Source organism: Streptomyces sp. NPDC006193, from assembly GCF_040613915.1.
In the GTDB taxonomy this organism is placed as follows: Bacteria; Actinomycetota; Actinomycetes; order Streptomycetales; family Streptomycetaceae; genus Streptomyces.
In genome coordinates this window covers 264,005-285,523 of the sequence record NZ_JBEXTB010000005.1, presented here as the reverse complement: position 1 = coordinate 285,523, position 21,519 = coordinate 264,005, and the positions used below count along the sequence as shown (strand labels likewise).

The window sequence follows — 21,519 nt, the reverse complement described above, 5'->3', positions numbered from 1 at the left end:
CCGGATCACTCCGGCTGCGGGCCGCCGCTCGGATTCCGGATCGGTCCGGCCGCGGGCCGTGGTTGGGATCGGTCCGGCCGCGGGCCCGTCGTCCGGATCACTCGGGATGAGGCCCGTCGTCCGGATCGGGCCGGCCGTGGGGTGCGGCGCCTGCCGGCCGCGCCGCTCATGTGCGCTGGCAGCCGGGGCACCAGAACAGGTTGCGGGCGGCGAGACCGGCGGTGCGGATGCCGTCGCCGCAGACGAGGCAGGGCTGGTTCGCGCGGCGGTAGACGTACACCTCGCCGCCGTGGTCGTCCACGCGGGGCGGGCGGCCCATCGCCTCCGGGGTGTGCTCCGGGCGGACGGTGTCGATCCGGTTGTTCCGCACGCCCTGCCGCATCAGCTCCACCAGGTCGGCCCACAGGGCGTCCCACTCGGCCGGGGTGATGTCCCTCCCCGCGCGGTAGGGGTCGATGCCGTGCCGGAAGAGGACCTCGGCGCGGTAGACGTTGCCCACGCCGGCGACGACCGTCTGGTCCATGAGCAGCGCGGCGACGCTCGTGCGGCTGCGGGAGATCTTCCGGTACGCCACGCCCGGGTCGGCGTCCTCGCGCAGCGGGTCGGGGCCGAGCCGGGCGTGGACCGCGTCCTTCTCGGCGTCCGTGATCAGGGCGCAGGTGGTGGGGCCGCGCAGGTCGACGTACGCGGTGTCGTGCGCGAGCCGGAGCCGGACGGTGTCGGCCGGCGGGGGCGCGGGGGCGTCGCCGAAGCCGACCTTGCCGAACAGACCGAGGTGGATGTGGACCCAGTCGGCGTCCCGGAAGCGCAGGAAGAGGTGCTTGCCGTGGGCTTCCGTGGCGGTCAGCTCGGTGCCGTCCAGGAGGGCGGCGGCGTCGGAGAACTTGCCCTGGGGGCTGGTGACGCGCAGGGCCGTGCCGGAGAAGCGGGTGGCGTACTCGTGCGCCAGCCGGTGAATGGTGTGCCCCTCTGGCACGGTGTCCTGTTCCTTCCGGCTCCCCGGGAGGGGGTCCGGTCCGGCACCGGTCCCCTCGGGGGCCTCAGTCCTGCTGCGGGTGGTGGGCCGGCACCGGCGGGAGGTCGCCGGTGGTCTCGTACGCCGACAGCATGCCGATCCGGCGGATGTGACGCTCGTCACCGGAGAAGGGGGTGTTGAGGAAGACCTCGACGAACTTGGTCGCCTCCTCGGTGCTGTGCATGCGCGCGCCCACGGCCACCACGTTGGCGTCGTTGTGCTGGCGGCCGAGCGCCGCCGTCTCCTCGCTCCAGGCCAGCGCGGCGCGCACGCCCTTCACCTTGTTCGCGGCGATCTGCTCCCCGTTGCCGGACCCGCCGATGACGATGCCGCAAGAGCCCTGGTCGGCGGCGGTACGCTCCGCGGCACGCAGGCAGAACGGCGGGTAGTCGTCCTGGGCGTCGTAGACGTGCGGCCCGCAGTCGACGGGCTCGTGGCCGGCGGCCTTCAGCCACTCGACGAGGTGGTTCTTGAGTTCGTAGCCCGCATGGTCGGAGCCGAGATACACGCGCATGCCACGAGTGTGACACGCGCCCTCCGGGGCAGCAGCCCCGGGTGTCCCGGGACGAACCGGCCGAAAAAATGTGAGGCACACCATAGAAGCCCAAGCAAACCTCAAGTAACAATCCGGATTCAGAGGTTTCTGAATTCGTTCGCCTCGGATTCACTGGACCGACTCGTACACCGCTCGTACGGGCAGCTCCACCTGGCGCAAAGGAAATCCGTCCATGACCCCTGGTTCGGGCCTCCAAGCAGGACTGAAAAACCGCCACCTGTCGATGATCGCGATCGGTGGCGTCATCGGAGCCGGCCTCTTCGTCGGCTCCAGCTCCGGTATCGCCACCGCGGGACCCGGCATCCTCCTGTCCTACGCCCTCGTCGGCACGCTCGTCGTGCTGGTGATGCGCATGCTGGGCGAGATGTCCGCGGCCAACCCGACCTCCGGCTCCTTCTCCGCGCACGCCGACCGCGCGCTGGGCCGCTGGGCCGGGTTCTCGATCGGCTGGCTCTACTGGTTCTTCTGGGTCGTCGTGCTCGCCGTCGAGGCGACCGCCGGCGCCAAGATTCTCGAAGGGTGGATCCCGGCCGTCCCGCAGTGGGGCTGGGCACTCATCGTGATGATCGTGCTGACCGCGACCAACTTGGTCTCCGTCGGCTCCTACGGCGAGTTCGAGTTCTGGTTCGCCGGGATCAAGGTCGTGGCGATCGGCGCGTTCATCGTCGTCGGCCTGCTCGCCGTGTTCGGCGTGCTGCCGGGCGTCGACGCCGAGAAGGCGTCCTTCGGCAACCTCACCTCGCACGGCGGTTTCCTGCCGCACGGTCCGGGGGCGATCCTCACCGGCGTGCTGCTGGTCGTCTTCTCCTTCATGGGCAGCGAGATCGCGACCCTGGCGGCCGGCGAGTCCGAGGACCCGCAGCGGGCGGTCACCAAGTCCACCAACAGCATCATCTGGCGGATCGGCGTCTTCTACCTCGGCTCGATCCTCGTGGTGGTCTCGCTGCTGCCGTGGAACGACCCGTCCATCGCGAAGGACGGCTCCTACGTCGCCGCCCTGAACTCGCTGGGCATCGCGCACGCCGGTCAGATCATGAACTTCATCGTGCTGACCTCGGTGCTGTCCTGTCTGAACTCCGGCCTCTACACCGCCTCCCGCATGGCCTTCTCGCTCGGCGAGCGGGGCGACGCGCCCAAGGCGTTCGCGCGGGTCAACAGCCGGGGCGTGCCGATGGCGGCGATCCTCGCGTCGGTGGTGTTCGGCTTCGTCGCCGTCTTCTTCAACTACCTGTCGCCGGACAAGATCTTCCTCTTCCTGGTGAACTCCTCGGGAGCGGTGGCCCTGTTCGTGTGGCTGGTGATCTGCTTCTCGCAGCTGCGGATGCGGAAGATCATGCAGCGGGAGGCGCCGGAGAAGCTCATCGTGAAGATGTGGCTGTACCCGTACCTCACCTGGGCCACGGCCGCGATGATCGTGGGCGTCCTGGTGTACATGCTCTTCGACACCGAGCACGACGGCCGGGAGACCGTGCTGCTGTCGCTGCTGGTCGCGGCGATCGTCCTGGGCATCGCCGTGGTCAAGGAGCGGCTCGCCGCGGGCCGGGCCGCCGTCGAGGCGCCGGCCGACAAGGTGTCCGTCGGCTGATCCGGTTCCGGTCCCCGCACGGCCGCACGGCCCGACGACTCCCGTCGGGCCGTGCGGCCGTCCGCGTTCTCCCTGCGCCACCGGCCCGGGTGGCAGCCCACACTCCGGGCAACTCGCCCCCGACGGGCGGGGCGCGGCGATGCCGCCGGACACGGCGCCTGTCAGCGCCTCGGACGTACGCCGTTCCGGGGCGCTCGGCCTGGCGGCGCTGCGGCAGGACCGGCACCCACGTGACACCGCGGGCCGAGACGGCTGGGCCGCCCCGGCCCCGAAACCCGGCGGTGCTCCGGCGCGACACGGCCGGCGGTCGCGCGCAGGCCCACCTGCTCGACAGCGCCGCGGAGGGACGCAGCCCGAGGGAGCTCGGCGGGCCTACCGACACTTGACGGCACCGCGGCGGCAAGGCTCGGCGGCCATGCCCCGACGCGGTCGACGGTGCCACGGACGGACACGGCCCGAGGGCGCCGCGGGCTACCGGGCCCGGAGCACCCCGGACCGGCAAGGCCCGACAGGACCCCGCGCCCACAAAACCCGACCGCGCTGCAACAGACCGGGGTCGGCAGCAGCGCGGCCCGCCCATGCGCACCGCACCCCCGGCACCCGGCGCACCCCGGCACGACACGGCCCGGCGGTAACGGGCGGGTCGCCGCGGGCTCGGCGCTGCCACGGACGGACACAGCCCGAGGGCGCCGCGGGCTACCGGACCTGGCAGCACCCCGGACCGGCGCGACCCGACAGGACCCCGCGCCCACAAAACCCGACCGCGCTGCAACAGACCGGGGTCGGCAGCAGCGCGGCCCGCGCACACGCACCGCGGCCCAAGAACCCCCGCACCCCCGACACGCGGCCGCACCCCGGCGCGACACGGCCCGGCGGGAACGGGGCGGGACCCCGCGGCTCCGCGCTGCCACGGACAGACACGGCCCGAGGACGCCGCGGGCTACCGGGCCCGGAGCACCCCGGACCGGCGCGACCCGACAGGACCCCGCGCCCACAAAACCCGACAGCGCTGCGGCAGACCGGGGTCGGCAACAGTGCGGCCCGCCCATACGCACCGCGGCCCCGGCACCCGACGCACCGCGGCGCGACACGGCCCGGCGGTAACGGGGCGGGACCCCGCGGCTCCGCGCCGCCGCTGGCGGACACAGCCCGAGGACGCCGCGGGCTACCGGGCCCGGAGCACCCCGGACCGGCACGGCCCGACAGGACCCCGCGCCCAGGAAACCCGGCAGCGCTGCGGCAGACCGGGGTCGGCAACAGTGCGGCCCACCCCATACGCACCGCGGCCCGAGAGCCCCCGCGCCCCGGTATGACACGGCTCGGTTGTCGTGCCGCGCCGGCGGACAGGCGGTGCCGCAGAAAGGTGCGGGACGGAGGCGACTCGCGGTCCGGCGGAGCGGCTGCGGGGCCCTGCCCTCACCGGCAGGGTCCTCTTCCGTGCCCGTGCCCCGGACATCCGATGGAGTTCCGGGCGGAGTCGGGACGAGCGTGGAGCAGGAACCGCGCCGATGCGTTCGGGGCTGCGGCCCGCCCGAGTCCGTGCCGGCCTCGCGTGTGTGAGCCGGGCGGCGGAAGGGGCGGGGAGGCACCGGTCCGGACGTGGAAGAGGCCCGCCGGGTCGCAGTCACGCGACCCGGCGGACCTCTTCCGCGGTGCCTGCGGTGTCAGCGCCGGCCGACGAGCTTCCACGCGGTGGGCAGGACGCCCATCGCCAGGGCGGCCTTGAGGGCGTCGCCGATGAGGAACGGGGTCAGGCCGGCCGCGATCGCCTCGGAGGCGGAGAGGTGGGCGGCCAGGGCCAGGTAGGGGACGCCGACGGCGTAGATGATCGCCTCGCCGAGGAGCATCGTGCCGGCCATGCGCAGCGGGGAGCGGTCGGCGCCGCGGCGGGCCAGGGCGCCCACGGCCGCGGAGGCGAGCAGCATGCCGATGACGTAGCCGAAGGAGACCATCCCGGCGCCGGAGGCGCCGTTCGCGAACCACGGCACGCCCGCCGCGCCGGCGAGCGCGTACAGGGCGAGGGAGAGGAAGCCGCGGCGGGCGCCGAGGGCGGTGCCGACGAGCAGCGCGGCGAAGGTCTGGCCGGTCACCGGCACCGGGGAGCCGGGCACCGGGATCGACAGCTGGGCCGCGAGACCGGTGAGCGCGGCGCCGCCGAGGACGAGGGCGGCGTCCCGGATCCGGGCGGGGGCGGCGCCGTGCGCGAGCGAAGCCGAGAGCCGGGGCGAGGGGAGCAGGTCGGCGAGGACTGCGCCGGGGCGAGCGGTGGCGGTGGCGGTGCTCATGGGGACTCCGCGGGGTGATGTGGGCACGTCGGGACACCGTGACGCTATCCCAGCGCCCGTACGCCGATCACCGTCGGCGCTCGACAAAGGGGGGTTCGGCGCGTTGGTGCGCTTCGCACAAAGGGCGCCGCGTACACCTGGCCGGGCGTGACACCGATCACTGGGAGGATGACGTTCCGGTCACTCCGCCTCACCGGACGGGAACTGTATGGTTCCGCCAAAGACCCGGCGAAGCCCCGGCGAGGTCCGGGCGGCGCCCGCCACGGCGACCGCGGGCCGCGGGGTGACCGGGCGCTCACCCTGCGTGCGGCGGATGTCCGGATAGTGGGCGGCCGCTTCGCCCGGGTGGACATGCCGCCCAGACTGTGGGCGTTTTTGCCCCTCTATCGCACCGGGACGAGGCGCGCCCATGCCCAGCAGCACGCAGACCGACACGCCACCCCAGGAACAGGGGGCCTCCCTGTCCCACGGCCTCAAGCAGCGCCACCTGTCGATGATCGCCCTCGGCGGCGTCATCGGCGCCGGCCTGTTCGTCGGGTCCGGAGCGGGCATCGCCGCCGCCGGCCCGTCCATCGTGATCGCCTACACGGTCTCCGGCCTCCTGGTGATGCTGGTGATGCGGATGCTGGGCGAGATGTCGGCCGCGTATCCGTCGTCGGGGTCCTTCTCGGCGCACGCCGAGCGGGCGATCGGCCCGTGGGCGGGCTTCGCCGCCGGGTGGTCCTTCTGGGTGCTGATGTGCACGGCCGTCGGCCTGGAGGGCATCGGCGCCGCGAAGATCGTCCAGGGCTGGGTGCCGGGCACCCCGCAGTGGGTCTGGGTGGCGCTGTTCATGGTGGTGTTCTGCGGGGCGAACCTGGCCGCCGTGAAGAACTTCGGCGAGTTCGAGTTCTGGTTCGCGGCCCTGAAGGTCGGCGCGATCTGCCTCTTCCTGCTCCTGGGCGTGCTGGCCATCGCGGGGGTGCTGCCCGGCACGGAGGCGCCCGGCGCGTCCCATCTGCGCGACTTCCTGCCGCACGGCAGCGAGGGCCTGCTGGTCGGCCTGCTCGCCTCGGTGTTCGCCTACGGCGGCCTGGAGACGGTCACCATCGCGGCGGCCGAGTCGGAGGACCCGGTGCGGGGCGTGGCGAGCGCCGTCCGCACCGCGATGTGGCGCATCGCGGTGTTCTACATCGGTTCGATGGCGGTCGTGGTCACCCTCCTCCCCTGGGACTCGGAGGAGCTCGTGGCCAAGGGCCCGTACGTCGCCACCCTCGACCACCTGGGCATCCCCGGCGCGGGCGAGCTGATGAACGTGGTCGTCCTGGTCGCCCTGCTGTCCGCGATGAACGCGAACATCTACGGCTCCTCGCGCATCGCCTACTCGCTGGTCGAGCGCGGGCAGGGGCCGAAGGCGCTGGCGCGGCTGTCCGGCGGGGTGCCCCGGATCGCGGTGCTCACCTCGTGCTTCTTCGGCTTCGTCTGCGTCCTGCTCAGCTACTGGCGTCCCGACGACGTCTTCTCCTGGCTGCTGAACATGATCGGCGCGGTGATCCTGGTCGTCTGGGCCTTCATCGCGGTCTCCCAGCTCCTGCTGCGCCGCCGGATCGAACGCGAGGCGCCCGAGAAGCTGATCGTCCGCATGTGGGCGTTCCCGTGGCTCACCTGGGTCGCCCTGGCCGGCATGACCGCGATCCTGGTCCTGATGGCCCGTGAGCCGGACACCCGCCGGCAGCTGTACGCGACGGGCGGGATGACGCTGGTCCTGGCGGCGGTGGGGTACGTGCGGCAGCGGGTGCGCGAGCGCCGCTGACCCGGACTCCGCCGGTCCGTACTGCGCCGATCCGGATCCGTACTCCACCCGAGGGCCCCCACGCACGACACGTGGGGGCCTTTCTGTTGCCCCGAAGCTCTTGTTGCTAACGTGTAGTTGCAAGTAACTTGCAATAAGGCTCCGGAGGGGGACACCCATGCCCGTCTACACGCTGCCCGAACTGCCCTACGACTACTCCGCGCTGGCCCCCGTGATCAGCCCCGAGATCATCGAGCTGCACCACGACAAGCACCACGCGGCCTATGTCAAGGGCGCCAACGACACGCTGGAGCAGCTCGCCGAGGCACGGGACAAGGAGGCGTGGGGCTCGCTCAACGGCCTGGAGAAGAACCTGGCCTTCCACCTCTCCGGACACATCCTCCACTCGATCTACTGGCAGAACATGACCGGTCCGAAGGACGGCGGCGGCGAGCCGCTGGCCGCCGACGGCGTGGGCGAGCTCGCGGAGGCGATCAAGGAGTCGTTCGGTTCCTTCGCCGCCTTCAAGGCGCAGCTGTCCAAGGCCGCGGCCACCACCCAGGGCTCGGGCTGGGGCGTGCTCGCGTACGAGCCGCTGAGCGGGCGCCTGATCGTGGAGCAGGTCTACGACCACCAGGGCAACGTCGGCCAGGGTTCCACCCCGATCCTGGTCTTCGACGCCTGGGAGCACGCCTTCTACCTGCAGTACCGCAACCAGAAGGCGGACTTCGTCGAGGCGATGTGGCAGGTGGTGAACTGGCAGGACGTGGCCCGGCGGTACGAGGCGGCCCGGTCCCGCGCCGACGTGCTGCTGCTCGCGCCCTGAGCGGCGACCGATCGTCCTGCCTCGTGATCGTCTTCTCACCCTTCACGGCGGCAGGCGGATGAGCGGAAGGCCCCCGCGAGGACGTGACTCGCGGGGGCCTTCCCCTGTGCGCGGGCCCGGCGCCGGACCGGGCCCGCGACCGGCCTCTACAGGTTGCTGAAGTCGGGGCCCTTGGTGCGGGTCCGCTTGATCTCGTAGAAGCCCGGGACCGAGGCCACGGCGAGCGTGCCGTCCCACAGGCGGGCGGCCTCCTCGCCCTTCGGGGCCGGGGTGACCACCGGGCCGAAGAAGGCGATCTGCTCCCCGCCGGGACCCGGGACCGCGATCACCGGGGTGCCGACGTCCTGGCCGACCTTCTCGATGCCCTCCTTGTGCGAGGCGCGCAGCTCGGCGTCGAACTCGAAGTCCTCCTGGCCGGCGTAGTCGATCAGGTCGGCGGGCAGGCCGACGTCGGCGAGCGCGCCGGCGATGGCGTCCAGGGTCACGTCCTCGCCGTTGTTGTGGAAGCGGGTGCCGAGCGCGGTGTACAGCGGGCCGAGGATCTCGGCGCCGTGCTTCTGCCAGGCGGCGGTGACCACGCGCACCGGCTGCCACGCCTTGGTGGCGAGCATCTCGCGGTACTGCTCGGGCAGCTCGTCCAGCTTGTCCTCGTTGAGGACGGCGAGGCTCATGACGTGCCAGCGGACCTCGATGTCGCGGAGCTTCTCGACCTCCAGCACCCACCGGGAGGTCATCCAGGCCCACGGGCACAGCGGGTCGAACCAGAAGTCGACGGGGGTCTTGCCGGACGAAGTGGTGGTCTCGGACACGTGAGCTCCTCAGCGAAACGTCTTTGTCCGGCTCAACCAGGTCGCCGCCACCCGCATTCCCCGCTGTCCGCCGCCAGGGCCGCATGGCAGGATCGGCGCTGTCCGGCCGCCAACACGCGATCACGAGGGAGTGCCGTCCGTGCCCGGTGAGAATCTGTCCCGCGACGAGGCCCGGGAGCGGGCCGCCCTGCTGTCCGTCGACGGGTACGAGGTGTTCCTGGACGTCCGCTCCGCCGTCGGCGGCCGGGACGGCGAGCCGCGCACGTTCCGCTCGGTGACCACCGTCCGCTTCCGCTGCAACGAGCCGGGGGCGTCCAGCTTCGCCGACCTGATCGCGCCCAGCGTGACGGCCGTGTCGCTCAACGGGCGGGACCTGGACCCGGGCGAGGTCTTCGACGGCTCCCGGATCGCGCTGGAGGACCTGGCCGCGGAGAACGAGCTGGTCGTGGACGCGCAGTGCGCCTACTCGCGCACCGGCGAGGGCCTGCACCGCTTCGTCGACCCGGAGGACGGCGAGGTCTACCTGTACACGCAGTACGAGCCGGCCGACGCCCGGCGCGTGTTCGCGAACTTCGAGCAGCCGGACCTGAAGGCGCCGTACCGCTTCGAGGTGCGGGCGCCGGAGGGCTGGACGGTGTGGAGCAACGGCGCGGGCGGACTCGCCGACGGGGTCTGGCGGTTCGCGGAGACCAAGCCGATCTCGACGTACATCACGTGTGTCGTGGCGGGCCCGTACCACTATGTGACGGACACCTACACCCGCACGTTCGAGGACGGCACGACGCTGGAGGTCCCGCTCGGCGCGATGTGCCGCAAGGGCCTCGCCCCGCACTTCGACGCCGACGACGTGTTCCTGGTGACCAAGCAGGGCCTGGACTTCTTCCACGACCACTTCGGCCACCCGTACCCGTTCGGGAAGTACGACCAGGCGTTCGTGCCGGAGTACAACCTGGGCGCGATGGAGAACCCGGGCCTGGTGACCTTCCGGGAGGAGTTCATCTTCCGCGGCAAGGTGACGCAGGCGTCGTACGAGGCGCGGGCCACCGTCATCCTGCACGAGATGGCGCACATGTGGTTCGGCGACCTGGTCACCATGGTGTGGTGGGACGACCTGTGGCTGAAGGAGTCCTTCGCGGACTTCATGGGCACGTTCGCGGGCGTCGGCGCGACCCGTTTCACCGACGCCTGGATCACCTTCGCCAACCGCCGCAAGGCGTGGGCGTACCGCGCGGACCAGCTTCCGTCCACGCATCCGATCACCGCGGACATCCGCGACCTGCAGGACGCCAAGCTGAACTTCGACGGCATCACCTACGCCAAGGGCGCCTCGGTGCTCAAGCAGCTGGTGGCGTACGTCGGCCAGGACGCCTTCCTGGAGGGCGCCCGGCGGTACTTCGCACGGCACGCGTACGGCAACACCCGCCTCGGCGACCTGCTGTCGGTGCTGGCCGAGACCAGCGGCCGGGACATGTCCGGCTGGGCGCGGTCCTGGCTGCAGACGGCCGGCGTGAACGCGCTCACCCCGCAGGTGCTGCTGGACACCGAGGGCGGCCGGATCGCCGAGCTCGCGGTGGTGCAGGAGGCGCCCGAGTCGCACCCGGAGCTGCGCCCGCACCGGATCGCGGTCGGCCTGTACCGCCGGACGCCCGCGGGCGCGCTGGAGCGGTACGCGCGCGTGGAGACGGACGTCGAGGGCCCGCGCACGGTCGTGACGGAACTGGCGGGCAGCGAGGCGCCGGAGCTGGTACTGGTCAACGACGACGACCTCACCTACTGCAAGACCCGCTTCGACGAGACGTCGCTGGTCACGCTCCGCTCGCACCTGGGCGCGCTGACGGACCCGCTGGCCCGTGCCCTGTGCTGGTCGGCGCTGTGGAACATGACGCGGGACGCGCTGCTGCCGGCACGGGAGTTCATCGGCCTGGTGCTGAGGTTCGCCGGCCGCGAGTCGGACATCGGCGTGCTGCAGATGCTGCACGCCTGGGCGAACACGGCGCTGGTGCACTACGCGGCCCCGGCGTGGCGGGAGACCGGCGGGGAGCTGCTGGCCGAGGGCGCGCTGCGGGAGCTGCGGGCGGCGGCGCCGGGCAGTGAGCACCAGCTGGCCTGGGCGCGCTTCTTCGCGGCCGTGGCCCGCACCGAGTCCGACCTGAAGCTGCTGGCGGAATGGCTGGACGGCACCACCGAGGTGGAGGGCCTGACGGTGGACCAGGAGCTGCGCTGGGCGTTCCTGGAGCCGCTCGCGGCGTACGGGGTGGCCGACGAGTCGGTGCTGGCGGCCGAGCTGGCCCGGGACGACACGGCGTCCGGCGAACGGCACCAGGTGCGCTGTCTGGCGGCCCGGCCGTCGGCGGAGGTCAAGGCGCGGGCGTGGGCGCAGGTGGTGGAGTCCGACGGGCTGTCGAACGCGCTGGTGGAGGCGACCATCGCGGGCTTCGCCCAGCCGTCGCAGCGGGAACTGACGGCGCCGTACGCGCAGTTGTACTTCGCGGCGATCGAGCGGGTGTGGCGGGAGCGGTCGATCCAGATCGGCATGGACGTCGTCCGGGGCCTGTTCCCCTCGTACCAGGACCGGCAGGAGACGCTGGACGCGACGGACGCGTGGCTTCAGGCGCACCGGGACGCGGCGCCTGCGCTGCGCCGGCTGGTGCTGGAGGCGCGGGACGACCTGGCACGGGCGCTGCGCGCACAGGCGTGCGACGCGCAGGCCGCGGACCACTGACCTCTGGCCTGAGGCGCCCGTCTCGGTGACCGTTACGGAATCCGGGCAGACAGAGCCGTAACCCCTGGCCCCCACCCGAGGGGACCAGGGGTTTTCCGCCCCCGGTCGGCATCCGCACACCTGACCTTCCGTCCCGTCCTGTCCGCGTTCTTCGACGACCCTGTAACAACGGTTCCGGAGGGGACCGGGCGCGGGAATCTCGACGCCATGACGCACGACACCCCCCTCTCGCCCCGCCCGCTGCGCCACCTGTCCGACGTCCACCGCCGCGTCCTGACGGCGGCCCGGCTGCGCGCCCACGGCGTGACGCCGGCCGAGCTGTCCGAGCGGTGCCGCCCCGGCGGACCCTGGCAGCTCCTCCTGCCGAACGTGGTGCTGCTCCACTCCGGCCCGCCGACGGACGAGGAGCGGCTGCACGGCGCGCTGCTGTACGCGGGGCGCGAGTCGGCGCAGGGGGTGCCGGCCCAGCCCGGCGCCGGGGAGGCGCACCGCCCGGCGTACGCGGAGGCGGTGCTCACCGGACCAGCGGCGCTGGCCCTGCACGGCCTGTCGACCGCGAAGGCGCTGCTGGCCGACGCCCCCGTGGACGTCCTGGTGCCGCGCATGCGGCGGCTGCGCTCCACGGGCTGCGTCCGCATCCTGCGCACCGCCTCCCTGCCGGCGCCGGAGGCGGTGACGGGGCTGCCGGTGGCGCCGGTGCCGCGGGCGCTGGCGGACGCGGTGGCCGAGCTGACGGACGCCGAGGCGGTGCGGCGGCTGCTGACGGAGGCGGTGCGCGGGGGCCACTGCGAACCCGCCGCGGTGGTGCGGGAGCTGACCCGGGCGAAGCTGCTGGGCCGGCCGCACGTGGTGGACGCGGTGGACTCGCTGCTGGCCGAGGGCCGCTCGATCGCCGAGGACCGCCTCTACCGGATGGTCCGCGAGCACGGCCTGCCCGACCCGGTGTGGAACGTCGACCTTCGCCTGCCCGGCGGCCCGCATCTGGGCGGCCTGGACGCCTACTGGCCCGACCAGGCGGTCGCCGTCGAACTCGACACGCGCGCGCCGCGCCAGGACGACGACCCGTCGTGGCCGGAGTACGCCCGCAAGCGCGAGCTGCTGGAGCGGCTGGGGATCACGGTCGTGCACATCGCGCCGAAGAAGCTCCGGGACTTCCCGGAGCAGCAGGCCGCGGTGGTGCGGACGGCGCTGATGGCGTCCGGTGACCGTGACCCGGCGGTGTACGTCGTGGTCGAGCCCCGGCAGTGACGGCTCCGGCACGAGCACCCCGGGCCCGGCGCGGCCGGACGGCGCAGGAGCGCGGCGGAGGGGCCGCCGGGCCGGTTCCGGCGGCCCCTCCCGGTGCGTTCAGACGGCCGGGGAGGCGGACGCGGCGGGGCCGCCGGGGCGCGGGGAGGAGGGCAGCGCGGGCAGCGACGCGCACAGCCGGGCCGGGAATGCCGGCTCCTTGCGCCGCACCTCCCGGCAGCCGCCGGCGGTGTCCCGGAGGAACGGCCTCCATCCGGACTTCTCCGCCCGGAAGAACCAGCGGTCGCCCAGTGAGGACGAGCAGCCCGGGGCCGACGCTCCGCCGCACACCGGCCCGGTACGCCAGGTGAGGTCCAGCACCAGCCACCTCCCGTCGCACCCCCGGGCGTCCGGGTAGGTGTGGTCGGGTGCGTCGACCGCCTTCAGCGCCTGCTCGTAGGAGGCCGTGGTGCAGCCGGTCCGCGGCGGCCTGCAGCCCAGCGGCCCGCACAGCCGCAGCGCGGGCGGCTCGGCCCCGTCGCGGGTGAAGTGCGCGTCGTGGTCGACGATCACGTCGCGTCCGCCCAGCGGCCGGGGCAGCCTGACCCGCGTCGTGGCCGGCCTCTCCCGGGGGCACCCCGCTCTCCTGTCCATGGACGGGGAGGAGAAGGTGACCTGCACCCACACGGCACCGTTCACCTCGTCCGTGACCACGGCCCTCAGGTCGCGCACGCACGCCCGCCCGCCGCCGGGCACCTGGGCGCCGATGGTGAGCGTGCGGTCGTCGCGGCCGACGCGGACCGTGCTGACCGCGGTGGGCGCCATGGTCCTCCACGGCAGGTGCGACGTCCCGCCCGTCCCGCCGGCCCGCTCCCGGCCGCACGCACCGAGCAGCAGCGCGGCGACCGCGCAGAGCACGGCGGCCACGGCCGCGCCGCGTCGTCGTCCACCGGACCGCACACCCACTCGTCGTCCCCCCAAGCACCGGCACCCCGCGCCGCCCCTGCCGTCCGGACCGCCGCGCGGTGTCACCGTACCGAGCCGCCCGGCCGGCCGCGCACGGGTTTCAGCCCTTCTTCAGCACCAGTTCGGTGTTCCGGTCGGTCGCGCTGCCCGCGAAGGTCCGGGAGGCGCCGGGGGCGTTGTAGGACAGTTCGCGGTACAGGGCGGCGAGACCGGTCTGGGAGAGGTCGGCGTAGTCGGTGCGGTGCGGGGCCGCGGACTCGATCAGGGTGGTGAACAGGGAGACGGTGCCGTCCTTGTTGTCCACCAGCTCGATGATCCGGGCGAGCTGCGGGTAGTCGATGTGCGAGGCGGTGGAGATCTCCCAGAACGCGTGCCCGCCGGAGGCCCGGTGGGGGGTGATGACGTTCTTGTGGACGTGGCCGTTCACCCAGGCCAGGACGTTGCGGTGCGCGCCGACGAGGGAGAGGACCTCGGCGCCGTCGTGCCGCTTCTCGCGGGGACGCGCCGGGTCGGGCCGGGTGTTGGTCATGGTCTTGCTGGTGTGGTGGCTGAAGACGATCGCGTAGGAGTCCTTGTTGTCCTTCAGCGTCCTGTCGAGCCACTTCAGCTGGGCGGTGCCGACCGAGCCCAGGTAGTGGCCGCCGGGGTCGGTGGTGTCGAGGCTGATGCCGATGACGTCGTCGCTGACGCGGAAGGAGTAGTACTGCGTGCCCGCGTCCAGGTTGGCCGGGGAGTAGCCGTGGCCGGCCGGGCCGTGGCCCCGGTGCGCCGGGTCGAGGTGGGCCGCGAGGTAGTCGGCCTGGGTGTACGGGGCGCGCCGGTCGTCCGGGGTGACCGAGCGCATCGAGCGGGCGTGCGCCTTGAGGAAGTCCCGGTAGCCGGTGCCCTTGGGGTCGGTGGCGTGGTTGATCGTGTCCAGGAGTTTCTTGGCGTCGGCGGCGGAGACGTTCATCAGCTTCTTGCCGCCGACGGCCGCCTCGGCGAGGTAGCGGTCGCCGTGGGAGCCGTAGCAGCCGAGCGGGAGGGCGTCGTGGTTGCCGACGGTGGAGTACCAGGGCAGGTTGAGGCCGGGGCTGCGCACCTCGCGGATCGCGGCGGCCAGGAAGCCGGGGAGGTGGGGGAAGCCGAGCGCCTTGTCCTGGTCGCGGCCGGTGGAGCCGGGCTGCCAGTACTGCCGCAGCCCGCTGTTCTGCACGCCCTCGTAGTGCCTCGGGTCGCCGGTGTTGGGGGTGATCCGGCCACCGCTCATCACCTTCATGAACCACTCCAGCTCGGAGTGGGCGTTGTTGTCGGTGTTGTCGCCGGTGGTCATCACGAAGCGCAGCGGGGCGCCGGTGACGGGGCCGGCCCGCAGGGCGTTGACCCGCTCCACGAGACTGACGGCGCCGGGCACGGTGAGCGCCTCGTGCGGGCGCCAGGAGTGCACGTCGGACGCGCGCAGGAACTCCCAGCGCAGGGGGTGCTGGACGTCCATCAGGTGCAGGTCCGTGAACTGCACGAACGCGGCGAGTGCCGTACGCCGGTCGGCGCGGCCGGACGCGGGCGCCGCCAGCTCGCCGCGCACGACCCGCTTCCAGCCGGGACCGTCGCCGAGGCGGCGGTGACCGGAGCCGTTGCGCGGGGCGGCGACGGAGGCGACGGTGGTGCCCCGGGTGTAGGGGGCGAGCGGGGCCGGCGCGGCGGCCGGCCGGGAGGAGGGGGTGTCGGGTGCGCCGGGCCCGGCATCCGGGGCCTCGGTGGCGGCCCGGCTGCCGGTGGGCCGGAGGGCGAGGCCGGCGCCCGCGGAGAGCGAGAGAGCTCCGGCGGCGGCGAGGACGGTACGGCGGCTGGCCTCCGGAGCGGAGGCGGCGGCAGAGCGTGTGCGCTTCATGGCGCGATCTCCCCGAGTGCGGACGCGTCGGCTGTGGTCGCGGACCGCCGTGGACGTGAACGACCCGCTCATGGGGGATCGTTGGCAGCGGGGATGGCCGGCGCGTGAACGCGGCGGCAACGGGTGACGCCGATCACCGTACGTGGATCACGGGGTACCCGGCGCGGTCACGCGGTGGACCGCCCCCGGCCGGGGGCCGGTCACTCCTCGTTCGTCCGCCGGGGCAGGGGACGGTCCGCGAGGCGTCCGCCCTCCGGTCGTTCGCGCCACAGCCGCAGGCCCACGTCGACCAGCCGCACCCGGTTCAGTCCGGGCACGGCGTCCAGGTCCTGCCACGCGGCGAAGTCGGTGGAGCCGCCTATCTCGTGGCGGAGCCGGCCGCCGGCGACCCGGCCCTCGTAGACGATGCGCACCCGGTGGTGGTCGGTGCGGCTGCGGAGGCGGGGGCGGGTGAGGACGCGGCGGGCGGAGTCGATGCCGAGCAGGCCGGTCACTCGATGCGGTAGCCGGTCTCCTCGGCGACCTCGCGCCGTACCGTGTCGTACGGGTCCTCGCCGTGCTCCATGCCGCCGCCGGGCAGCACCCATTCGGGCTCGCCTCCCGACGGCGCCGGTGAGCGGGCGAGCAGGATCCGTCCGTCGCGGACGCACACGGCGTAGGCCGCCACCCTCAACTTCCTTCGCATCCGTCGACGTTACCGGCCGGGGGCGCGTCCGGCACCGTGTGCGCCCGCCGACTGCGGCCCAGGTGCGATCGCCTGACGCCCCCTCGGCGCGGAGCGGAGCCGGGGTGAGGTCGCTGCGCGACGGGGTGACCCGCACGGCAGGGGCGGCCGTCCGGACGGACACCCGCCCTCCTTCGCGTCCGCCCCCGCGCCCTCCCCGTGCCCTCCCCGCGGCACGGGGCGACGGTTCGGCAGCCGCGCCGGGGGACGGGGCTCAGGAGCAGGACGTGTGCCGGGACCCCGCCAGCGCGTCGGTGATCCGGGCGCGGGCTTCGGCCACGCGGGCGTCGCCGACGGCCCACAGGCCCGCCGTCTCCTCGCCGCGCGCGACCCGCACCAGCACGTGCTGCCCGACGCGGGGCGCCGGTTCCGCGTCGCCGTCGAGCAGGAAGCCGACCTCGGCCGGGCCGTGCGCGGGCTTGTAGGAGCGGAGCACGGTCAGCGTCACCCGGCTCGACGGGGAGCCCCGCTCCCGCCGCACCCGCGCCACCGTGCCCTCCACCACCAGCCGCGAACAGGCCAGCACGCGCTCCGGTTCCGCCGACTCCGCCGCGTCCCCGGCCGCCTTGCCCCCGGCGTCGGCCGCGCTCCGGGCCGCCGCACCGCCGCCGGCGCTGTCACCGGCTCCCGTCACCAGCCGGCCGAGGCCCAGCGCCAGGCAGAAGGCGGCGACCCCGGCGAGCGACCCGACCGCGACCCGCCGCGCCCGCCGGCCGCCCCGGACCCGGCCGCGGGAACGACGGCCGCCCCCCGGCCGAGCCCCCTCCCCGGCCGCGTCGGCCACTCCTCCCGCACGGGCCCCCATCAGCTCGCCCGACCCCGCACCCTCGCCGGTACGCACGACATCGCCTGTGGCCGGAAACCCGCCGGGCCGCCCGGCCGCGCTCGAAGCCGAACCGTCACCCGGGCCCGGGGCCGGTGCCTGCCCCGGGACCGGGGGCCGGCCCGGGGCCGGCGCCTCCCCCGAGGCCGAGGCCACACCGGGCACCGGCGCGTCACCCGGGTCCAGAGCCTCACCCAAAGCCAGGTCCTCGCCCAGAACCGGGGCCTCGCCCGAAACCGAAGTCCCGCCCGAGTTGGGGGCCGAAGTCCCACCCGAGTTGGGGCTCGAAGTCCCGGCCGAGGCCGGAACCTGGCCCCGGACCGAAGCCTCGCCCGAGGCCGGGGTCTGCCCCATGGCCGGTGCCTCGCCCAAGGCCGTTGCCGGGGCCGCGGCCTGCCCCGAGGCCGGGGACTGCCCCGCGGCCGGGGCCTCGCCCGAGGCCGCTGCCGGGGCCGGGGTCTGCCGCGATCCCCGGGCCGGGGACTCCGTGGCCGGGGACGCCACTGCCGGGAGCGGGGAGGCCGTTGCCGGAGCCGGGGACTGCCGCGATCCCCGGGCCGGGGACGCCACTGCCGACGCCGGGGACTGCCCCGAGGCCGGTGCCTCGCCCGAGGCCCCTGCTGAAGGCGGGGTCCGCCCCAGGACCGGGGCCGGGGACGCCGTTGCCACGGCCGGGGACTCCGGGGCCGAGGCCTGCCCCGAAGCCGTTGCCGCGCCCAAGGCCATTGCCGGGGCCGGGGTCCGTCCCGAGGCCAGGGCCGGGGACTCCGGGGCCGGGGTCTGCCCCGAGGCCGTTGCCGCGTCCAAGGCCGTTGCCGGGGCCGGGGACTGCCGCGATCCCCGGGCCGGGGACTCCGTGGCCGGGGTCTGCCCCATGGCCGGGGCCTCGCCCGAGGCCGTTGCCGGGGGCGGGGTCCGCCCCGAGACCTGGGCCGGGGACTCCGGGGCCGGGGACGCCGCCGGGGGCGGGGGCGGGGAGGGGGCTGCCGGGGGCGGGGTCGGGTGGGCGCCGGTCAGGGCTTCGGCGAGGTGGGTCAGTCCGGTGCGCAGGCGCACCACGTCCCGCTCCGCCGCCCGGTGCTCGGCGAGGAAGGCGGGGTCCCGGTGGGCCTCCGCCGGCAGGGGATCGCCGGTGATCGCAGCCATCAGGGCGTCCATGCCGCCGTACTCCCCGGCACCTTCCGTGTCCCGCGCACCCTCGTGTCCGGCGGTCACGTCACACCACCTCGTCCTCGTGGAGCCGGTCGCGCAGCGCGCGGACCGCCGTGTGCAGCCTGCTCTTGACCGTGCCCTCCGGGATGCCCAGTTCCTCGGCGATGCCGCGCACGGGCAGGTCCGCGAAGAAGCGCAGCACGACCACCTGCCGCTGCGCGGCGGGCAGTTCGTCCAGCCCCCGGGCGACGGCGAGGGACAGCAGGCTGCTCTCCTCGCCGGAGGGGTGCGCGGGCTCGCCGAGCGCGGCGAGCCGCTCCCCCAGCCGCTCCTGGCGCCGCTTGGCCCGGTGCCAGTCCATGGCCAGGTTCGAGGCGACCACCGCCGCCCACGCCGACACGTCACGCGGCGCCTCACGACCGCTCGCGACCCGCTCCAGCAGCCGCAGCCGTACCTGCTGCACCCCGTCCGGCAGGTCCGACTGCGGCACCCCGCCGAGCGCGAGCACCGCCCGCACCCGCCGTTCCTGGGCCGCGTCCAGCGGATCGTCGCCGCAACGGTCCGTGCCGCCGGCGTACGCCCCCTGCTCGCGGCGCGTCTTTCCGCGCAGCACACGCCACCCCCTCCCGCGTCTGCCCCTACGACGCGGCAGCGGGCCGGAACGTTCGGCCGGCGCCGGGCGTCCGCAGAGGCGTACGTCACACCCCCGTACGGCCGGGAGCCGCGCGGGCGGGGGCGGGGCGGCACAGCTTGCGGCGCGGGCGGCCGGCGGAGGGAATTCCTGCAGTCCGGCGGGGGTGCGGGCGGAGGTTCGCAACCGCGCTCCGCTCGCGCGTGTCCCAGTCCTCGGGCACAGGCCGCAAAGAATTGGACAGGTGGACCGGGGTCGGCCGCATGATGGAAAAGCCCCGGTCAGGCAAGAGACACGTAGAGGGAGTCGCTGTGAGGGTCGGAATCGTCGGAGCCACCGGTCAGGTCGGCACGGTCATGCGCAGGATCCTCGAGGAGCGGAACTTCCCGGTCACCGAGCTGCGCCTGTTCGCCTCGGCCCGCTCCGCCGGGACCGTGCTGGACGGTGTGACGGTGGAGGACGCGGCGGGCGCCGACTACACCGGCCTGGACATCGTCCTGTTCTCCGCGGGCGGCGCGACCTCCAGGGCGCTGGCCGGGAAGGTGGCCTCCCAGGGCGCCGTCGTGATCGACAACTCCTCGGCCTGGCGCCGCGACCCCGACGTCCCGCTGGTGGTCTCCGAGGTCAACCCGCACGCGATCGCGGACCGCCCCAAGGGCATCATCGCCAACCCGAACTGCACCACGATGGCCGCCATGCCGGTCCTGAAGCCGCTGCACGAGGAGGCGGGCCTCGAGGCGCTGGTCGTCGCCACCTACCAGGCGGTGTCCGGTTCGGGTCTCGCGGGCGTGGCGGAGCTGCACGGCCAGGTGCAGAAGACGGCCGCCGAGGCCGACCGGCTCACCCACGACGGCCGGGCGGTCGACTTCCCGGAGCCGCAGGTCTACAAGCGCCCCATCGCCTTCAACGTGCTGCCCTTCGCCGGCAACCTCGTCGACGACGGTCTGAACGAGACCGACGAGGAGCAGAAGCTGCGCAACGAGTCCCGCAAGATCCTGGAGATCCCCGAGCTGAAGGTCTCCGGCACCTGCGTGCGCGTCCCGGTGTTCTCCGGCCACTCCCTCCAGGTCAACGCCCGTTTCGCCCGCCCGATCACCCCGGAGCGCGCCACCGAGCTGCTCGCGAAGGCGCCGGGCGTCGCCCTCTCCGACATCCCGACCCCCCTCCAGGCGGCCGGCCAGGACCCCTCGTACGTGGGCCGGATCCGACGCGACGAGACGGTGGAGAACGGCCTGGCCCTGTTCGTCTCCAACGACAACCTCCGCAAGGGAGCCGCGCTGAACGCGGTGCAGATCGCGGAGCTCGTCGCGGCGGAGCTGTCCGCCGGCTGACGGGCCGCCGAGGGCGCGGAGCGCCCTCGCGCACGGGGAAGGGGCGGCCGCCGGCCGCCCCTTTTCCGGCTGCCCGGAGCCTCCGGCGGGGGCGTCGTCGTCCGAGATGCCGGGTCCCAGGGCGGCGGCTAGCGTGGGAGAGAGGGCCGCGATCGGGGGATGTGCCCGCCGTCGGCGAGTGCCCTGGTCATCGGGCGGACCGCCGGCCGGGCGACGGCCGGCTCCGGCGTCCCCCGCGGCGACACCCACGAACCGCGCCCGTGCGCACGTCCGCGGCCGCGGCCATCGCCCGCGCCGCACGACGTCCGCGGGGGCGTGGAAGGAAGGCAGGCCCATGAAAGCATCACACGCGAGGCGACTGTTCGCGACCACCGCGGCCGGCATGCTGCTGGCCGGTGGCGCCGCGATCGGCACGGCGGGCACGGCGTCGGCGGCCACCCCGGACCAGGTCTCCACCAACCGCGGCTGCTACGACCGCGGCGGCTACTGGTACGACGACTGCAACCGCGGCGACCACTACCGCACCGGCCTGGTCAACGGCACCGTCGTGGTGATCGTGGTGAGCTGACCGCGGTCGCCGGCCGCCGGCTGCCGCCGCACCCCGGCCGGACGGCGCTGCTGCCGTCCGGCTCCGGCGTGCCGCGGTCAGGGCCGGTGCACCTCGTACAGGAAGCACCCGTACTCCACCGCCCGGACGTGCACCAGCGCCACCCGCGGGTCGGCGAACGCCTCGGCCAGGCCCGGCTCGAAGCCGTCCGCGGACTCGACCAGGCGACCGCCGAGGATGCGCCCGTCGGCCGAGTAACGGCGCAGCACCCGGTGGGAGCCGGTGAAGGGCAGGGCGTCCCCGGACGGCCCCGGGCAGTCCTCGGCGTGGATGAAGACGGGGCCCTGTTCGTCGTAGGCGCCCGGGTCGGCGCCGGTCCGCTCGGCCCAGCGGCGCAGCGGCGCGTAGGCGACCAGGGCGATCCGCTCGCCCGGCCGGCTGCGGTTCAGGCAGCAGCGCAGGGGCGCGCCGCCCTCCGGGTCGGTGAAGGGGGCCGTGGGCCGGCCGGCGTCGTCGGCCGTGCGCAGTTCCTTCAGGGTGTCGGCCGGGACGGGCCGTGCGGTGTACGTGGTCATGGCCCCAGCGTCGCGCTCCGCCGCCGCGCTCACCGGCGGTATGCGGACATCGCCTTCCGTGCGGCTCGCATGGAAGGATGACGCAACCGACACATCACGAGGAG

16 protein-coding genes and 1 pseudogene are annotated in these 21,519 nt (G+C 74.2%); 7 read left to right on the top strand and 10 right to left on the bottom strand.

What is annotated here, in order from left to right; translation table 11 throughout:
• Positions 1-166: 166 nt before the first annotated feature.
• Together ABZ261_RS08410 and ABZ261_RS08405 are read right to left on the bottom strand one after the other, a co-directional pair.
• Positions 167-976 carry a DNA-formamidopyrimidine glycosylase family protein gene (locus ABZ261_RS08410; RefSeq protein WP_356856633.1) on the bottom strand — a complete coding sequence of 270 codons (810 nt, stop codon included), beginning with the start codon at positions 974-976 and terminating at the stop codon, positions 167-169.
• A gap of 64 nt (positions 977-1,040) precedes the next feature.
• Positions 1,041-1,529: a ribose-5-phosphate isomerase gene (locus ABZ261_RS08405; protein ID WP_356856631.1), complete on the bottom strand. Its 489-nt coding sequence runs from the start codon at positions 1,527-1,529 to the stop codon at positions 1,041-1,043.
• 214 nt (positions 1,530-1,743) lie between these two features.
• On the opposite strand from ABZ261_RS08405, the gene ABZ261_RS08400 reads away from it, so the two are divergent.
• Positions 1,744-3,156, top strand: coding sequence for an amino acid permease (locus tag ABZ261_RS08400; protein ID WP_356856629.1), 1,413 nt, complete (start codon positions 1,744-1,746; stop codon positions 3,154-3,156).
• A gap of 1,664 nt (positions 3,157-4,820) precedes the next feature.
• On the opposite strand, the gene ABZ261_RS08395 is transcribed toward ABZ261_RS08400, so the two are convergent.
• Complete coding sequence (locus tag ABZ261_RS08395) at positions 4,821-5,441, bottom strand: biotin transporter BioY (RefSeq protein WP_356856627.1); 621 nt, start codon at positions 5,439-5,441, stop codon at positions 4,821-4,823.
• Positions 5,442-5,850: 409 nt separating this feature from the next.
• Between ABZ261_RS08395 and ABZ261_RS08390 the strand changes: the two genes are divergently transcribed.
• Together ABZ261_RS08390 and ABZ261_RS08385 are read left to right on the top strand one after the other, a co-directional pair.
• Positions 5,851-7,233, top strand: a complete 1,383-nt coding sequence (locus tag ABZ261_RS08390; protein WP_356856625.1) for an amino acid permease — start codon at positions 5,851-5,853, stop codon at positions 7,231-7,233.
• Positions 7,234-7,390: 157 nt separating this feature from the next.
• The gene (locus ABZ261_RS08385) at positions 7,391-8,038 is read left to right on the top strand and encodes a superoxide dismutase (protein WP_356856623.1); all 648 of its coding nucleotides are present in this window, start codon (positions 7,391-7,393) and stop codon (positions 8,036-8,038) included.
• Positions 8,039-8,184: 146 nt separating this feature from the next.
• On the opposite strand, the gene ABZ261_RS08380 is transcribed toward ABZ261_RS08385, so the two are convergent.
• Entirely contained in the window at positions 8,185-8,847 is a 663-nt protein-coding gene (locus ABZ261_RS08380) for a DsbA family protein (RefSeq protein ID WP_356856622.1), read from the bottom strand.
• A 139-nt stretch (positions 8,848-8,986) separates the two neighbouring features.
• On the opposite strand from ABZ261_RS08380, the gene pepN reads away from it, so the two are divergent.
• Together pepN and ABZ261_RS08370 are read left to right on the top strand one after the other, a co-directional pair.
• Positions 8,987-11,569, top strand: coding sequence for an aminopeptidase N (pepN, locus tag ABZ261_RS08375; RefSeq protein ID WP_356856620.1), 2,583 nt, complete (start codon positions 8,987-8,989; stop codon positions 11,567-11,569).
• A gap of 207 nt (positions 11,570-11,776) precedes the next feature.
• Positions 11,777-12,817 (top strand): hypothetical protein, encoded by a 1,041-nt coding sequence (locus tag ABZ261_RS08370; protein WP_356856618.1) that lies wholly within the window; start codon positions 11,777-11,779, stop codon positions 12,815-12,817.
• Between the two features lie 99 nt (positions 12,818-12,916).
• Here the strand turns inward: ABZ261_RS08370 and ABZ261_RS08365 are convergent, their stop codons facing one another.
• From ABZ261_RS08365 to ABZ261_RS08345, 5 genes and pseudogenes are all read right to left on the bottom strand, one after another.
• On the bottom strand, positions 12,917-13,723 hold the full coding sequence (locus ABZ261_RS08365; RefSeq protein WP_356856616.1) for a hypothetical protein: 807 nt from the start codon (positions 13,721-13,723) through the stop codon (positions 12,917-12,919).
• A gap of 139 nt (positions 13,724-13,862) precedes the next feature.
• Positions 13,863-15,632, bottom strand: a complete 1,770-nt coding sequence (locus ABZ261_RS08360; RefSeq protein ID WP_356856614.1) for a TIGR03767 family metallophosphoesterase — start codon at positions 15,630-15,632, stop codon at positions 13,863-13,865.
• A gap of 200 nt (positions 15,633-15,832) precedes the next feature.
• Positions 15,833-16,317, bottom strand: a pseudogene (locus ABZ261_RS08355) (NUDIX hydrolase).
• Between the two features lie 253 nt (positions 16,318-16,570).
• Positions 16,571-17,197: a hypothetical protein gene (locus ABZ261_RS08350; RefSeq protein WP_356856612.1), complete on the bottom strand. Its 627-nt coding sequence runs from the start codon at positions 17,195-17,197 to the stop codon at positions 16,571-16,573.
• A gap of 1,198 nt (positions 17,198-18,395) precedes the next feature.
• Complete coding sequence (locus ABZ261_RS08345) at positions 18,396-18,944, bottom strand: sigma-70 family RNA polymerase sigma factor (RefSeq protein ID WP_356856610.1); 549 nt, start codon at positions 18,942-18,944, stop codon at positions 18,396-18,398.
• A 329-nt stretch (positions 18,945-19,273) separates the two neighbouring features.
• On the opposite strand from ABZ261_RS08345, the gene ABZ261_RS08340 reads away from it, so the two are divergent.
• Both ABZ261_RS08340 and ABZ261_RS08335 read left to right on the top strand, forming a co-directional pair.
• Positions 19,274-20,293, top strand: a complete 1,020-nt coding sequence (locus ABZ261_RS08340; RefSeq protein WP_356856608.1) for an aspartate-semialdehyde dehydrogenase — start codon at positions 19,274-19,276, stop codon at positions 20,291-20,293.
• A gap of 334 nt (positions 20,294-20,627) precedes the next feature.
• On the top strand, positions 20,628-20,861 hold the full coding sequence (locus ABZ261_RS08335) for a hypothetical protein (RefSeq protein WP_356856606.1): 234 nt from the start codon (positions 20,628-20,630) through the stop codon (positions 20,859-20,861).
• 77 nt (positions 20,862-20,938) lie between these two features.
• On the opposite strand, the gene ABZ261_RS08330 is transcribed toward ABZ261_RS08335, so the two are convergent.
• A complete protein-coding gene (locus tag ABZ261_RS08330) occupies positions 20,939-21,415 on the bottom strand; it encodes a DUF1203 domain-containing protein (protein ID WP_356856604.1) in 477 nt (158 codons plus the stop codon).
• Between the last annotated feature and the right edge of the window lie 104 nt (positions 21,416-21,519).

Bases quoted from the DNA above. Each gene is read 5' to 3' on its own strand.
- ABZ261_RS08405 (WP_356856631.1), bottom strand. From the start codon at position 1,529: ATGCGCGTGTATCTCGGCTCCGACCATGCGGGCTACGAACTCAAGAAC.
- ABZ261_RS08400 (WP_356856629.1), top strand. From the start codon at position 1,744: ATGACCCCTGGTTCGGGCCTCCAAGCAGGACTGAAAAACCGCCACCTG.
- ABZ261_RS08395 (WP_356856627.1), bottom strand. From the start codon at position 5,441: ATGAGCACCGCCACCGCCACCGCTCGCCCCGGCGCAGTCCTCGCCGAC.
- ABZ261_RS08390 (WP_356856625.1), top strand. From the start codon at position 5,851: ATGCCCAGCAGCACGCAGACCGACACGCCACCCCAGGAACAGGGGGCC.
- ABZ261_RS08385 (WP_356856623.1), top strand. From the start codon at position 7,391: ATGCCCGTCTACACGCTGCCCGAACTGCCCTACGACTACTCCGCGCTG.
- ABZ261_RS08370 (WP_356856618.1), top strand. From the start codon at position 11,777: ATGACGCACGACACCCCCCTCTCGCCCCGCCCGCTGCGCCACCTGTCC.
- ABZ261_RS08360 (WP_356856614.1), bottom strand. From the start codon at position 15,632: ATGAAGCGCACACGCTCTGCCGCCGCCTCCGCTCCGGAGGCCAGCCGC.
- ABZ261_RS08335 (WP_356856606.1), top strand. From the start codon at position 20,628: ATGAAAGCATCACACGCGAGGCGACTGTTCGCGACCACCGCGGCCGGC.
- ABZ261_RS08330 (WP_356856604.1), bottom strand. From the start codon at position 21,415: ATGACCACGTACACCGCACGGCCCGTCCCGGCCGACACCCTGAAGGAA.